At 63.6% G+C, this 13,941-nt stretch carries 11 protein-coding genes and 1 riboswitch; of the genes, 5 read left to right on the forward strand and 6 right to left on the reverse strand.

Annotated elements, in window-relative coordinates:
• The 3 genes from mcpU to BBX50_RS14180 all read right to left on the reverse strand — a co-directional run.
• Positions 1-1,478, reverse strand: a 1,478-nt coding sequence (gene mcpU, locus BBX50_RS14170) for a methyl-accepting chemotaxis protein McpU (RefSeq protein ID WP_244513159.1), incomplete at its 3' end; no start/stop codon positions are given.
• Positions 1,479-1,859: 381 nt separating this feature from the next.
• On the reverse strand, positions 1,860-2,612 hold the full coding sequence (locus BBX50_RS14175; protein WP_065775974.1) for a crotonase/enoyl-CoA hydratase family protein: 753 nt from the start codon (positions 2,610-2,612) through the stop codon (positions 1,860-1,862).
• Positions 2,613-2,623: 11 nt separating this feature from the next.
• Complete coding sequence (locus BBX50_RS14180; RefSeq protein WP_065775975.1) at positions 2,624-4,405, reverse strand: acyl-CoA dehydrogenase; 1,782 nt, start codon at positions 4,403-4,405, stop codon at positions 2,624-2,626.
• Positions 4,406-4,594: 189 nt separating this feature from the next.
• On the opposite strand from BBX50_RS14180, the gene BBX50_RS14185 reads away from it, so the two are divergent.
• The gene (locus BBX50_RS14185; RefSeq protein ID WP_065775976.1) at positions 4,595-5,584 is read left to right on the forward strand and encodes a transporter; all 990 of its coding nucleotides are present in this window, start codon (positions 4,595-4,597) and stop codon (positions 5,582-5,584) included.
• Positions 5,585-5,630: 46 nt separating this feature from the next.
• Here BBX50_RS14185 and BBX50_RS14190 read toward each other — a convergent pair whose 3' ends face one another.
• Positions 5,631-6,038 carry a BA14K family protein gene (locus BBX50_RS14190; RefSeq protein ID WP_244513157.1) on the reverse strand — a complete coding sequence of 136 codons (408 nt, stop codon included), beginning with the start codon at positions 6,036-6,038 and terminating at the stop codon, positions 5,631-5,633.
• Between the two features lie 468 nt (positions 6,039-6,506).
• Between BBX50_RS14190 and BBX50_RS14195 the strand changes: the two genes are divergently transcribed.
• Entirely contained in the window at positions 6,507-7,664 is a 1,158-nt protein-coding gene (locus BBX50_RS14195) for a GH25 family lysozyme (protein WP_083213686.1), read from the forward strand.
• A gap of 43 nt (positions 7,665-7,707) precedes the next feature.
• Here the strand turns inward: BBX50_RS14195 and BBX50_RS14200 are convergent, their stop codons facing one another.
• Positions 7,708-8,802 carry a hybrid-cluster NAD(P)-dependent oxidoreductase gene (locus tag BBX50_RS14200; RefSeq protein WP_065776048.1) on the reverse strand — a complete coding sequence of 365 codons (1,095 nt, stop codon included), beginning with the start codon at positions 8,800-8,802 and terminating at the stop codon, positions 7,708-7,710.
• 1 nt (position 8,803) lies between these two features.
• Positions 8,804-10,048, reverse strand: a complete 1,245-nt coding sequence (locus BBX50_RS14205) for an aromatic ring-hydroxylating dioxygenase subunit alpha (RefSeq protein ID WP_065775978.1) — start codon at positions 10,046-10,048, stop codon at positions 8,804-8,806.
• 103 nt (positions 10,049-10,151) lie between these two features.
• A riboswitch (cobalamin riboswitch) is annotated at positions 10,152-10,354 on the reverse strand.
• 318 nt (positions 10,355-10,672) lie between these two features.
• Between BBX50_RS14205 and BBX50_RS14210 the strand changes: the two genes are divergently transcribed.
• The 3 genes from BBX50_RS14210 (at position 10,673) to BBX50_RS14220 (ending at position 13,887) form a co-directional block, all read left to right on the forward strand.
• Positions 10,673-11,272 carry a DUF6656 family protein gene (locus tag BBX50_RS14210; RefSeq protein WP_065775979.1) on the forward strand — a complete coding sequence of 200 codons (600 nt, stop codon included), beginning with the start codon at positions 10,673-10,675 and terminating at the stop codon, positions 11,270-11,272.
• Between the two features lie 80 nt (positions 11,273-11,352).
• Entirely contained in the window at positions 11,353-12,327 is a 975-nt protein-coding gene (locus tag BBX50_RS14215) for an L-threonylcarbamoyladenylate synthase (RefSeq protein ID WP_065775980.1), read from the forward strand.
• A 129-nt stretch (positions 12,328-12,456) separates the two neighbouring features.
• The gene (locus BBX50_RS14220) at positions 12,457-13,887 is read left to right on the forward strand and encodes an FAD-binding oxidoreductase (protein WP_065775981.1); all 1,431 of its coding nucleotides are present in this window, start codon (positions 12,457-12,459) and stop codon (positions 13,885-13,887) included.
• Positions 13,888-13,941 lie beyond the last annotated feature (54 nt).

The raw sequence follows: 13,941 nt of genomic DNA on the forward strand, positions 1-13,941 counted from the left end.
CCCGCACGGGTGCGGGCAACGAGCGCGCCGACTTCTTCTGCCCGGCGGGCGGAGTCCTTGACGGTCGTGGTGATCTCTTCAAGCGCTGCCGCCGTCTCTTCGACCGAGGCCGCCTGCTGTTCGGTGCGGCGGGCGAGATCGTCGGCGGCCGAGCGGATTTCCGCCGCGCCGGCATCGATGCCGCGGGCATTGGCGCCAACAGCGCAGAGCGTGTCATGCAGCTTGGCGACCGAGTTGTTGAAGTCGGCGCGCAGACGGTCGAGACGGTCGGAGAACGGGTTGTCAATGCGGTAGGCGAGATCGCCTTCGGCAAGACGGCCAAGACCGGCCGCGAGACCATCGACGGCCTGCTGCACTTCGGCGGCATCACGCGCCTTCTGCGCCTCGCGCTCCAGGCGTTCGCGCTCCGACAGCGAACGGTTCGCGTCCGCTTCGCTTTCGAGACGGGCGCGTTCGACGGCATTGGCCTTGAAGACGGCGACGGCGGCGGCCATCGAGCCGATCTGGTCGCGACGGTCTTCGCCGGGGATCTCGACGTGGTGGTTGCCGGCCGCAAGCTTCTCCATCGCACCGGTCATGTCCGTCACCGGACGAATGACGAGGCGGTTGAGGAAGGTCGCGAGGAAGACGAGCATCACGCCGACGGCGAGGATCGTGGCGATGGTGGCTGCGATGCGGAACTGGTCGATTGCGGAATAGGCAGCGTCGGCGTCGATGACGAAGCCGACATACCATTCGACCGAGGGAAGGCCCTGCACCGGAACGAAGCTCACCAGCATCGGCTTGCCGCCGAGCTCGGTGTTCATGATACCCGAGCCAATCGTCGGCGTGTCGACCGGGAAAGCGTCGGCGAGCGACTTGGTGACGAGCTTGGCATCCGGGTGGACGAGGATCTGGCCGTCCTTGCTGGCGAGGAAGGCAAAACCTTCGCCGCCGACGTCGACGCCCTTGATCATCGACACCAGCGTATCGAGCGAAAAGTCGCTGGCGGCAACGCCATAGAGCTTGCCGTCGCGCTTGACCGGCACGGCGGCGCTGATGATCAGCGCGCCGCTGGAGGCGTCGACATAGGGCTCGGTCAGCACGCGGGCGTCGGCCTTGACCGCCTGCTGATACCAGGGACGCTGGCGCGGGTCGTAGCCGGCCGGCATCGGATTGTCGGGCCAGGTGATGAACTTGCCGCTCTCGTTGCCGACGTAGGTCGACATGAATTCGCTGGTGAGAACGTCATTCTTCAGGATCGGCTGGATAGCGCCGTCGTCTGCGAGGTTGCCGGTGGCGTCGGCCACCATCGCCGTCAGCGTGACGCGGCCGTTCAGCCACTTGGCGACGCTCTGGGCGGCCTGCGTGCCGGAGGAGGCAATGTTCTCCTCGACGGCCTTGGTGGTGGTGCCACGCTGCAGCGTGTCGATGTAAACGGAAAAGCCGGCAAAGGCGCCGACGACGACACAGGACGCGGCAACCAGAATGCGCGTCATGAGGTTCGATCGCTTGGACAAGATGGGCTCCCAATGGGTGCCGGCGGTGGCCGCCGGACATGAGCTCTTAATGATTTTCGCGCAGCATCCCTCGTCCGTCAGGATGACGGCGCGCAGATGTCTACGGAAAACGTTGAACATGCCAGAAGGCGGAGCCAGCCATGCTTCATGCGGCTGGGGCCACTCGAAATGAGGATAGGCCTATCGCGCCGCACGCTAGCGATCGCTATTTAAGAACAAATTAAAATTGATCTATGCAAGTTCGCGATGCCGGCGGCAACGCGATCTTTACCCTCCGGAGGCTAGGACATTGCCCCCGAACGCAAACGGGCGCCACAAGGGCACCCGTATCTCACCTCGCAAATGTGCGGAGCGAATGTGTCAGCGGCGCATGAAGGCCTCGAAGGCCGCACGCGCTTCGGCGCTTTTCAACTGCGCTGCGAAGTGTTTCGCCTCCTCGTCGATGCGTGCCAGGACATCGCTGCGGTCGCCGCGGACGAGATCGCGGGCGATGCGAAGCGCCTCCGGCGGCTTCTTGGCAAGACGGGCAGCAAGCGCCAGCGTTTCACTCTCCACGGCATCCTGGTCGACGATCTTCCAAATCAGCCCCGCATCCAGCGCGCCCCTGGCGTCGAGTGGTTCGCCCGCGGCCAACAATGCAAAGGCGCGCTGGTGGCCCATGATGCGAGGGGCGATCAGGCTCGAGGCGGCCTCAGGCACCAGCGCCAGGTCGACGAAGGGCGTCTTAAACAGCGAGCGTTCGGAGGAAATCGTCAGGTCGCAATGGAGATGGATCGTCGTGCCGATGCCGATCGCGAGGCCATCGACGCCCGAGACGATGGGCTTGGCTGCGGTCGCGAGCGCCTTCAGAAACTCGATCACCTCCACGCCCATGGAGCCGCCCATGGCGAAAGCAAGAAAATCCGCCATGTCGTTGCCAGCCGAGAAACAGCCGTCCGTACCCAGGAAAGCGGTGGCGCGCACGGCCGGATCGCTTGAGGCGACCGTCAGCGCATTGGTCATCTTCGCGTACATGTCGCGGGTGATGGCGTTCTTCTTTTCCGGTCGGTTGAAGCGGATCACCTGGACACCGGGATAGGCTTCCGGTCGCTCGATGAGCACGTGGTCGGTCATGACAATTCCTCTCAAGCGAGAACGGCGCGGGCGACGGCCAGGCTGTCGGCGCCGTTGACGACACGATCCTTCAAGGCAGCGGTTTCCGCCAGAAGGTTTTCCGCGGTGAAGCGGCAAAGCGCGATGCGCTGATCTTCCTTACCGTCGGCCGCTTCGGCCAGACCACCCTTGGCGAGATAGGCGCCAGTCAGCGCCAGGCCGAACAGGCGCTGGTAGGCGGTGGCGCCAGCGAGCGCTTCGGTGAGCTTCCCGCCAGCGACGGCTGCGATCAGCCATTCTGTGGCCTCGGAGAGGTCGTCAAGCGCCGCATCGAGGCGAACTGCCGTCTCGCCGAAGCCACTCCGGTTCGACGCTCGCACGGCATCGCCAAGCTCTCGCAGTTCTGCGATGAAGCCGCGCACATGCCCACCGTCCGAGAGCGGCAGCTTGCGAGTGACAAGGTCGATCGCCTGGATGCCGTTGGTGCCTTCATAAATCGGGGCGATGCGAGCGTCGCGCAGGTAGCGGGCGGCACCGGTTTCCTCGATGAAACCCATGCCGCCATGGACCTGGATGCCCATCGAGGCGACGTCGACGCCGGCATCGGTCGAGAAGGATTTGGCGATCGGCGTCAGCAGGCTGGAGCGCTCCTGCCAGTATTTTGCTTTCTCGCCTTCGGCCGCTTGCGCCATGTCGACGGCGTGGGCACAGGCGTAGGAGATCGCACGCGAGCCTTGCGTCAGCGCCTTCATCGTCAAAAGCGTGCGGGCGACATCGGGGTGCTCGATGATCGGGCTCATGCCCTGCCCGGCCCAGCCGGGCGCCTTGCCCTGGGTCCGTTCCTTGGCGAAAGCGATCGCCTTCTGGGTGGCGGCGTCAGCGATGGCGACGCCCTGCATGCCGACGGCAAGGCGGGCGTTGTTCATCATCGTGAACATGCAGGCGAGGCCACGGTTTTCCTCGCCGATCAGGTAACCGATCGCGCCCTTTTCAGTGCCGAACTTGCCGTCGCCATAGATCATCGTGCAGGTCGGAGAACCGTGGATGCCGAGCTTGTGTTCGAGCGAGTGGCAGAAGAGGTCGTTGCGCTCCCCGAGCGATCCATCCGCATTGACCAGGAACTTCGGAACGAGGAACAGCGAAATGCCCCGGGTGCCGGCCGGCGCATCGGGAAGCCGCGCCAGGACCAGATGGACGATGTTATCGGTGAAGTCGTGCTCGCCCCAGGTGATGAAGATCTTCTGGCCGAAGATGCGGTAGCTGCCATCGTCACGACGCTCGGCGCGGGTTTTGAGCACACCGAGGTCGGAGCCGGCATGCGGCTCCGTGAGGTTCATCGTGCCGGTCCATTCGCCGGAAACCATCTTCGGCAGATAGGTGGCCTTCAGCGTCTCGGAGCCATGCTTTTCCAACGCTTCGACCGCGCCCATGGTGAGCGTGGGCCCGAGCGCAAAGGCCATGGAGCCGGCGTTCCACATTTCCATGGCGGCGACGTGCAGCATGTGCGGCAGGTTCTGGCCACCAAACTCTTCCGGCGCCGTCAGCCCGTTCCAGCCGCCGCCGATCCAGTTGTGATAAAGGTCGCGCCAGCCATCCGGGGTCTCAACCTTGCCTCCGACGAGCCGCGAGCCCTGCTTGTCGCCGACGTCACCGAGCGGCGCGACCTCGTCGGTTGCGAACCGGCCGGCTTCCGAGAGGATGGCATCAACAAGGTCCTCGCCGAGGTCGCCAAGCGCGCCCGATTGCAGCGCGTCGCCCATGCCTGCCACGTGTTTCAGCGTGAACGCGATCTCGTCGACGGGTGCCTTGTACATGATGATCCTCCCAGATAGCCAGGTCGCGCGAGAGCGCATCCTCGTTGCGCCGAACACTATTGATTTTTACGTAAACGTCAACGTCAATCCCGCACGCCTTTAGGAACGCGACGCCGTGTCCGACTGTAACAAAACTGTCATCAACGGCGCATAGAAGCCAAGGCATAAGGCTTTTGCCAAGGCGTTCCGATGAACCTGATTTCCCCCGAAATACCCGGCATCGTCTGGGCCTATCGTTTCCTGCCCGGCGAAAGCCGCTGCCAGCGCATCGCCACGGACGCTTCGATCGACAGCCTGCAGTCCGGTGAAGGATGGGTGTGGGTTCATCTGGCGCTCTCCGATGCGCGAACGCCGGCTCTCATCGAGCGGATCAGCAACCTGCCGCCGCTCGCGGTCGCGACGCTGACCAGCCACGACACCCAGGCCGCGATCACCGTTTCGGACGATATCGTACACGGGACGCTCGTCGACTTCGAGCGCACCTTCGATGCGGTGACGAAGACGATCGGCTGGCTGCATTTCGCCGTCAGCGACCGGATCATCATTACCACCCGACTGCATCCCTTGCGCAGCATCGACCGGGTCAAGGCGGCGGTGGAAAAGAGCTCAAAATGCGCGCGCCCGATCGATCTCTTCGAGATGATCGTGGTCGAGTTCCAGCGCACGCTGATCTCGCTGGTTCTCGAACTGACCGAGGATCTGAACGTCATCGAGGATCACGTCTATGGCGAAGCCGGGCATCGCCAGCAGCCGGGCCTGGCGCCGTTGCGGCGCACGGTCGTCAGGCTTCACCGGCATCTGCGCACGATTCTCGCCTTGTTGAGGCGCGCCGCCGCGTCGGACGAGGACGAGGTGCCGCCGGGTTTCATCGATGCGGCCGAGCGACTGTCCGACCGGCTCGAAGCGGTCGACCGCGACGTCTTCGCACTCCAGGAGCGGGCGCGACTGCTGCACGAGGAAATCGACAGCAAGATCTCCTCGGAGACCAACCGGCACCTCTATATCCTGTCGCTGATGACCGCCTTCTTGTTGCCGCCGACCCTCGTCACCGGCTTCTTCGGCATGAACACCGGCGCCCTGCCCTTCGCCGATGGCACCGGCACGCTCTATGCAGCGCTGTTCATCGCGCTTTCCATGGGACTTGCCTGGTGGATCCTGAGGCGGATCGGCATACTCTGATTGTCAGAGAAAGGGCCGGAAGCGGAAGCCCCGGCCCTTGTCGACCTCAGCTATAGGGCGAGTAGCACTGCTGGCGCGGGCCGCCATAGGGCTGGTAGGTATTGTCTGAGGCCCTGTAGGAGCGATAGCGATCGTAGCACCACTGCACATGGCGGCTGCCATAGGCAGGAGCGGGACGCGTGTAACGCGGCGGCTGGGCGATCGCCCCACCGATGATCACGCCGGCGCCAAACGCCGCCATCGGATACCACCAGCCGTTATAGTAACGATAGCCGGGGCGGCGATAGTTATAGCCGCGATAGCCGTTGTAATAGTAATAGCCGCCGCGACGCTCCATGCCCGGACGGCGATACTGGACGTTCACCGCCTCGCTCTGCTGCTCCACCCGCGGCGGTGCCGGCATAAACGCCAGCGACGGTGCGGCCGACGTCACCAGCGCCGCGGCGGCTATCATCGAGCAAAGCCACCTTTTCGTCCCGGTCTTCAAGAAACTCTTCGTCAATCCCTCCATCACCGAAAGCACGCTCGAACAGGGCCCGAGAAATCCGTGCCGCAACTGCCATTTCAACCTCAGCATGATTTCACCGGGATCAAACGCGGTTCCCGAGATGCCCCTCAGCCGGGAAATCCGAAATCGCTCGACAACGCATAAGACACCGGTTTTGTTCCATCTTCCGGTCTCGTTCGACCGGAGCCGCGTCACATCGCAGGCGCACGGATGTCAGCGGGTTGGCAAAGAAGGGCTTCTGCCTCGCGTCGCCCACACGTCGGCAGAGATCGGCGGATCGATACAACGCCATCATGTAAGACATCACTCATATACAGCCGCAGATCGGTATACATTCGCGCCCGGCTCCCGCACAGTCGCGCACGGGGGCTGGGATTTACGATGCGTTAACGATACTGTCGGCAATCTCAGAGAATGGCAAAGCGGTGTATCTCCACGACACGGATGATTCTGCGCCTCGCGACCTTTCTAGGTCTGGCTTTCGCGGCGACGATCGCTCGCGCCGGTGAACTGGAGCCATGGAAGACCAAATCGAACGCCATCGTCGTCGATGCCTACGAGATGAACAGCATCGACTGGGAAACGATGCTTTCGGATAAGCGCGTTTCCGGCTTCATCGCCAAGGCCTCCGACGGCCTGCCCGAAAGCTTCTCCTGCACCGGCGACCACAATGGCGACACGTTCGCCCACTGCAAGACCATGTGGCGCAAATACGCCGTCAGCCGCGAGCTTTACCAGACACGCCGCATGATCGCCCGCTCGCACAAGCTGCTCTGGGGCGCCTATCACCTCGCTCGGCCAGGCAATCCCGTAGATCAGGCGAACCACTTCCTCGACTATGCCGAGCCGCGTGACGACGAGTTGATGGTGCTCGATGTCGAGGGCCTCGATCCGGACAAATACATGTCGCTCGAGGATGCTGCCGTCTTCGCCGGCCACATCAAGACCCGGACCGGGCGCTACCCTATCCTCTACACCAATCACATCACCGCCAAATATATTGCGACGCACCGCGCCAAGCACCGGCTTTTGTCGCGCCTGCCGCTCTGGTATGCGCGCTATAAGCCCGATATCCGCCAGGTCTTCCCGATGGGCAACTGGGAGAGCTATGCGCTTTGGCAGTTCTCCTCGGGCATCAACTGCGGCAAGAGGCGCTGCCCCTATCGGGTGCCGGGCACGCTTGACGATATTGATGTCAATGTCGCGGCGATGTCGCCGCTCGCTCTGAAGGCGATCTGGGCGCAGGGCGCGCTGCTTCCGGAAAAACCGCTTCCGCTGATCCTCGTCGCGAAGGTCGAAGAAGGAACCGGTGCGCGTGCGACCGCCCGCGCGACGGCAACAATCGAACAGGCGCCATTGCTCGTCAGCCGCGCGGAAGCGACAGGCGGCGCCGGCAGCGGCGTCGACAGCATGGTCACCGGCTCGATCGATTTTGCCCGCCAGGAGCGCGCCCTGCACGTGGCAACCGCTGCCGATGACGTCACCCGGCGCGGATGCGCCGAAGCGGCTGCCCTTACCGACAGCCTGCGGCGCGTCGCGGTCAAGCTGCCCCTATGCAGCAATGCGCAATAACGTGCCCCTGAAACCCTGACGCTACCCCTACGCAGATCGACGTTCAGGCCTCGATCTGCACATCTCCGAGCGGCCGCGAGCAGCAGGCAAGGATGTAGCCTTCGTCGATCTCGTCATCGAGAATGCCGCCATTGTGGTTCATCTCCACCTCGCCGGCGACCTTCATCACCCGGCAGGTGCCGCAGATACCGCCTTCGCAGGCGGCGCCGATGCGCACACCGTTGGCGCGTGCCGCCTGCAGGATCGTCTGGCCAGGCTTGGCCTCAATCTCCTTGCCGCTCATGGTGAAGGCGATCTTGGCCGCCTGGACCTCGCCGTCGTCGCTCGCGCCGGCGCGCACGGCGATCTCTTCGGCCGCCGGAGCCGCCGCCGGCTGAAAGCTCTCCTCGTGATAGCGGCTCATGTCGAAACCAGCCGTCTTCAGCATTTCGCGCACGCCGCGCATGAACGGTTCCGGACCGCAGCAAAACACGGTGCGCTCCATGAAATCCGGCGCAAGCAGCGGCAGCTTCGCGCCGTCGATGCGACCGCGCAGGCCATGCCAGCCGTGGCGCGCTTCATGTCCCTCGACGATGAAGCCGAGGTTCAGCCCGGACATCTGGGTGGCCAGCACCTCGAGTTCGGAGCGGAACAGCAGATCCTCCGGCCGGCGGGCACAGGAGATGAAGGTGACATCGGTTTCCGGCACACAGTCGGCCATCCAGCGCGTCATCGACATCATCGGGGTGATGCCAGAGCCGGCGGAGATGAACAGATACTTGTCGCCCGGATGTCGGACGAAGCTGAAATCGCCGAGCGGGCCGAAGGCGCGGAGCGTCATTCCGGGCTTCAGATGATCGAACATCCAGCGGGTACCGATGCTGTCGGCCTGCGCCTTCACCGTCACGGCGATCGACAGCGGCCGCGAAGGCGTCGACGACAGCGTGTAGGTGCGCATGACCGGCTCGTCGGCGACCGGCAGTTCGAGGGTGACGAACTGGCCGGGCAGGTAGCGGAACCAGGCCGGCTTTTCGGCGCGGAAGGTGAAGGTCATGACATCGGCGGTCTCGACGACAGCCGATGTGCATTCCAGCATCTGCTGCCGGTCGATCCAGACATGCAGCGCGTCGAAATGGTGGAAGGAGGATGCCATCTGCATGTCAGGCGACCCTTGAAAGCGGAGCCGCATCGCCCTCAAGGCGCTGCTCCATGAACTTGCAGTACCATTCGACGAACTGCATCACGCCACCCTCGTGCTCGGGCGAATAGGGGCCAGGCTCATAGGCCGGTGAGCGGATGCCGAAGGCGTTTTCCTCGACGATCTGGCGATCCTGGTCATTGGTCTCGGTCCAGACATGCGTCAGGTCTTCGAGGTTGTAGTCGACACCCTCGACCGCATCCTTGTGGACCAGCCACTTTGTCGTCACCTGCGTTAGTTCAGGCCCAAGCGGCAACACCCGGAAGGTGATGGCGTGGTCGGCAAGCACATGGTTCCAGGTCGTCGGATAGTGGAACATCAGGAGCGTGCCGATCTGCTTTTGATGCACATCGGCCGACAGCGCCTGCCTGACGGCGCGCGCGCCCGACATGGTGTAGCTTTCGGCATTGTCGATCAGCGGCATCCGGGCGGCGCGGAACTGGCCAGTCGGCGACATCCGGAACTCGCTCGGCAGCCCGTCCGCCTCGCATTTTGCCCAGTGGGCGGCGATGACCGGATCGTCCTTGGCGCCCTGAACGCCGGTCGCGGTCGGCGCCTCGGGATAGGTCCGGCAGAGTTCAGGATGGTTGGCGGCACAATGGTAGCACTCGCGGTTATTTTCCCAGACGAGCTTCCAGTTGCCCTTTTCGACGATCGTGCTTTCGAAGGCGACCTTGGTTTCGCCGAGGCGATGCGGCGCAAGATAGGGCAATGCCAACTCACGAAACGCCGCGAAATCCGCCGGCTTTTCCGACAGGTTGATGAAGATGTAGCCGCCGACCGTTTCGCAATGAATCGGCTTCAGGCTGTGGGCCGCCTTGTCGAAATCCTCGCCCATTTGGCGCGCAAAGAGCAGTGAGCCGTCAAGCTCATAGGTCCACTGGTGGTAGGGACAGACAAGCTTTGCCGACGAACCCTTTGCTTGCGTGCAGACACGCGAGCCGCGGTGACGGCAGGAGTTGTGCAATGCGCGGACCGTGCCCTGACGATCACGGGTTATCACGACGGGAAAGTCGCCGACCTGAACGGTGAAATAGTTGCCGGCCCGCGGGATCTCGCAGTCATGGCCAATGAACAGCCAATCCCTGTACCAGATGTTTTCCAGATCCTGCCGGTAGTAATCGGGATCGATGTAGAAGGCCCGATCGAGGCTGTAGCCGTCTCGCTTGCCCTTGAGCTTGCGAAGCATATCGTTCCTGGTGTCCATGTCCTGTCCTCATGCGCCATGTTTCGGAGAGGCAGGACAGGAACCCACACAGGCGCACGCCCATGCGTTTGAGGCTCCGATCCGGCTGCCCGCCGCAACCCGTTACGGTTATGTCCGTCAAGGCTGGTTTCCGGGCTCAGGAGCCGTCCTTTGCGGACCAGCCCGGCGCCTTCCCGGACGAAACCGTCCAGTGGCCTTCTGCCGAGGCTTTCGCTCCACCACCGTTGCGGGGGCAGCGCCGGGATTTGACCGGCTTCCCAATTCTCCGCCCTCCCTAAAGGCGGCACCTTGAGTAGCGATATGTAAGCGCGGAAGGCCTTCCGGGAGCTGCCGAATAGCGACATCCAATTCCAGAATGGCGACACGGAAAAAACTCTTTTCCAGAGCCGAACTCGCAGATATTTTCTTTTGTAAACAGACAGATAGATTAAAGCTTGAGCATTTGCCGCGTTTTAGGCCAGGCATGCCGCGGGCACGGAAGAGTTTCGCCCGTTTGCGACATACCGTCCAACAGCGGGATGAATTGGCCGAGCGCCGAAAGGAAATCTTTCATTAACCATAAACCATTAGCCTTGCGCGGCGGACGACAGGTCCGGCAGGCAGGCAGATGGCGCGCTGACGATCATGGCAAAGTTCAGATACTACGATGCGGCGGCCGAGAAGCCGCCGGCAGTCATGCCGAAAACGGCAGTTCACACCGAGTTCCTGCGCACAGGACGGATCACTCGCCGCCAATGGGTTGCGAGCGAACGCCGCTACTTGAGCTATGAGGAGGTCGCAGACAGGACGGGCAAGAAGCTCACGACTGCCGGCGACACCACGCACAAGCGGATCAACGGTTTCCACACCTCGATCCAGTTTCCCAAGATGATCTTCCACCGCACCCTCGCCGGGCGGCCGCACCTTGGCTATTGTCACGTGACCGCCGCGCGAACGCCCGTCACGCCGTCCAAGGACATCACCTGGTCCTTCTACTTCGCCAATTTCTTCAGCGACCTCGGCGACGAAACGCACTTCTTCGACCGCATCCAGAGCGGCTACTCGCGCATGTACTTCGCCGTCGCCATCGAGCCGGACAGCGAAGGCGGGCAGATGGTCATCAACCGCAACGTCCGCGACAATGGGCTCCTGTTCCGCACTGACGACCCCAAGGTCGCACTGAAGAACGTGCTGATGCTCGGCGCCCGGGACGCCGCGCTGCGCCGCATCATTCGCAGCCTCTGAGCCCTGAGCCCCGGTCACGCGAAGAAAATCGTTCTGTTTTCCCGGCGCGTCCGTTAAGGAAGCGACGGAAAGGAAACGGCATGGCTGACATCATCGACACAGGCAGAGAACCGGAGCGCGCGATCGAGCGTGCCTGCACCGTTCTTGCCGAAGGCGAACCGGTCGCCATTCCGACCGAGACGGTCTACGGGCTTGCCGCTGACGCGACCAATCCGGATGCAATCAGCCGCATCTACGAGATGAAGGGACGGCCCCGCTTCAATCCGCTCATCTCGCATGTTTCCGACATGGCGATGGCTGAAGTCCATGTGCGCTTTGATCCGATTTCCCGACGCTTGGCGGAGGCCTTCTGGCCAGGCCCGTTGACGCTGATCCTGCCGCAACGCGCCGACAGCACCGTTCACGCGCTCGCTTCGGCCGGTCTCGACACGCTCGGCATCCGCATGCCCGACGGCTTTTCGCGCCGGGTGATCGCCCGTTTCGCGCGGCCCCTCGCCGCCCCAAGCGCCAACACGTCTGGCAAAATCAGCCCGACCAGCGCCGCTCACGTCGAAGCCGATCTCGGCAACAAGCTGAGACTGATCCTCGATGCCGGTCCAGCTCAGATCGGGCTGGAGTCGACGATCATCAAGGTCGACGGCGACGAGATCCGCCTGCTTCGGCCCGGCGGGCTTGATGCGGCCGAAATCGAAACTCTGCTCGGGCTCCCTGTGATGCGCCCCGAAACCGCCGGCGCAACCATCGAAGCGCCGGGCATGCTCGCCTCTCATTATGCCCCCGGCGCCGCTGTGCGGCTCGATGCCGTCGAGGTGCGCGCAGGCGAGGCACTGGTCCGCTTCGGTGGCGGCCGGATCACCGGCGAGGCACAGGCGACGATCGTGCTTGACCTCAGCCCGACCGGCAATCTCCGGGAAGCCGCTGCCAACCTTTTCGACTACATGAAGCGGGCGGATGCCAGCGGCGCCGCGACGATTGCCTTCGGGCCGATCCCCTCGGACGGATTGGGCGAGGCGATTATCGACCGGCTGCAAAGAGCGGCCGCCCCGCGAGAATAGGGCGCGCGCTAACTTGCGCGCGTCCAGTCCCAACAGCCACGATCACCATTATGATCGTGGCGATTGGTCCGCGGATCATCGTGATCCCGACCGGATAGAGCGCCGAAGGCGCAGCGCGAAGGCAGGCCCATGACGACCCTCCCCTCTCCCGAACTCATCGCCTCTTTCGTCGAGATCGTCGGCAGCGCCAACGCGTTTACCGCCGAGGCGGACAAGGCGCGCTACCTGGTCGAATCCCGAGGGCTTTACCGCGGCACGACGCCGCTGGTGCTTCGACCGGGATCGGTCGACGAGGTCGCGCGCATCATGAAGCTCGCCAGCGCGACACACACGGCGATCGTACCGCAGGGCGGCAACACCGGCCACGTCGCCGGGCAGATCCCGCGCGAAGGCAAGGCCGACATCGTGCTTTCGCTCGAACGGTTGAACCGCATCCGCGACATCGATCCGGTCGGCAACGTCATCGTCGCGGACGCCGGCTGCATCCTCGCCGACATCCAGAAGGCGGCGGACGATCACAACCGACTGTTTCCGCTGTCGCTGGGCTCGGAGGGCTCCGCCCGGATCGGCGGCAATCTCTCCACCAATGCCGGCGGCACCGCCGTGCTTGCCTACGGCAACATGCGCCAGCTCTGCCTCGGCCTCGAGGTCGTGCTGCCGACCGGCGAGATCTGGGATGGATTGCGCCGGCTGAAGAAGGACAATACCGGCTACGATCTGCGCGACCTTTTCATCGGCGCCGAGGGCACGCTCGGTGTCATCACCGGCGCGGTGCTCAAGCTTTTTCCAAAGCCGCTCGGACACCAGGTGGCTTTCGCCGGCGTGGGCAGCGTCGAGCATGCGCTGGCACTCTTCGACAAGGCGTCCAGCCTTTGCGGGCCGGCGCTGACCGGCTTCGAGTTGATGCCGCGGCTGGGCGTCGAGTTCACGACGAAACACATTCCCGGCGTTCGCGACCCGATGGAGACGACCCACCCCTGGTACACGCTCATCGATATCTCGACGTCCGATTCTGCCGAACGCGCCGCGCAGATGGTGCAGGATCTGATGGAGCAGGGCTTTGCCGCCGGCCTCATCGAAAACGCCGTGATCGCCGCCAACGAGGCGCAAGGCAAGGCGCTCTGGCATATGCGCGAGAGCATGTCGCCGGCCCAGAAGCCGGAGGGTGGCTCGATCAAGCACGACGTCTCCGTGCCCATCTCCAGCATTCCCGCCTTCATGCAAGAGGCGGATGCCGCCGTCATGGAAGCGATACCTGGCGCGCGCATCTGCTCCTTCGGCCACATGGGCGACGGCAATATCCACTACAACATCTCGCAGCCTGTTGGCGCCGACAAGCAGGCCTTCCTCGACCGCTGGCGCGAGATCAACGCCATCGTCCATGGCATCGTTCTCAGCTACAACGGCTCGATCTCGGCCGAACACGGTATCGGCCAGCTGAAGCGCGACGAGCTCGCCGAAGTCCGGGCGCCGATCGAGATCGCACTGATGCAAAGGATCAAGCATGCCTTCGATCCGGCGGACATCATGAACCCGGACAAGGTGCTACGCGCAGACTGACGTTTGCGCGCAATCCTCCCCACCGCGCCCTGGCCAGAGTTGCGCGTTCAAGAG

The sequence above is a fragment of the Ensifer sp. LC11 genome (assembly GCF_001695835.1).
Taxonomy (GTDB): domain Bacteria; phylum Pseudomonadota; class Alphaproteobacteria; order Rhizobiales; family Rhizobiaceae; genus Ensifer.

Bases quoted from the DNA above. Each gene is read 5' to 3' on its own strand.
- BBX50_RS14210 (WP_065775979.1), top strand. From the start codon at position 10,673: ATGGCAAAGTTCAGATACTACGATGCGGCGGCCGAGAAGCCGCCGGCA.
- BBX50_RS14190 (WP_244513157.1), bottom strand. From the start codon at position 6,038: ATGATAGCCGCCGCGGCGCTGGTGACGTCGGCCGCACCGTCGCTGGCG.
- BBX50_RS14185 (WP_065775976.1), top strand. From the start codon at position 4,595: ATGAACCTGATTTCCCCCGAAATACCCGGCATCGTCTGGGCCTATCGT.
- BBX50_RS14175 (WP_065775974.1), bottom strand. From the start codon at position 2,612: ATGACCGACCACGTGCTCATCGAGCGACCGGAAGCCTATCCCGGTGTC.
- BBX50_RS14200 (WP_065776048.1), bottom strand. From the start codon at position 8,802: ATGCAGATGGCATCCTCCTTCCACCATTTCGACGCGCTGCATGTCTGG.
- BBX50_RS14195 (WP_083213686.1), top strand. From the start codon at position 6,507: ATGGCAAAGCGGTGTATCTCCACGACACGGATGATTCTGCGCCTCGCG.
- BBX50_RS14205 (WP_065775978.1), bottom strand. From the start codon at position 10,048: ATGGACACCAGGAACGATATGCTTCGCAAGCTCAAGGGCAAGCGAGAC.
- BBX50_RS14180 (WP_065775975.1), bottom strand. From the start codon at position 4,405: ATGTACAAGGCACCCGTCGACGAGATCGCGTTCACGCTGAAACACGTG.
- BBX50_RS14215 (WP_065775980.1), top strand. From the start codon at position 11,353: ATGGCTGACATCATCGACACAGGCAGAGAACCGGAGCGCGCGATCGAG.
- BBX50_RS14220 (WP_065775981.1), top strand. From the start codon at position 12,457: ATGACGACCCTCCCCTCTCCCGAACTCATCGCCTCTTTCGTCGAGATC.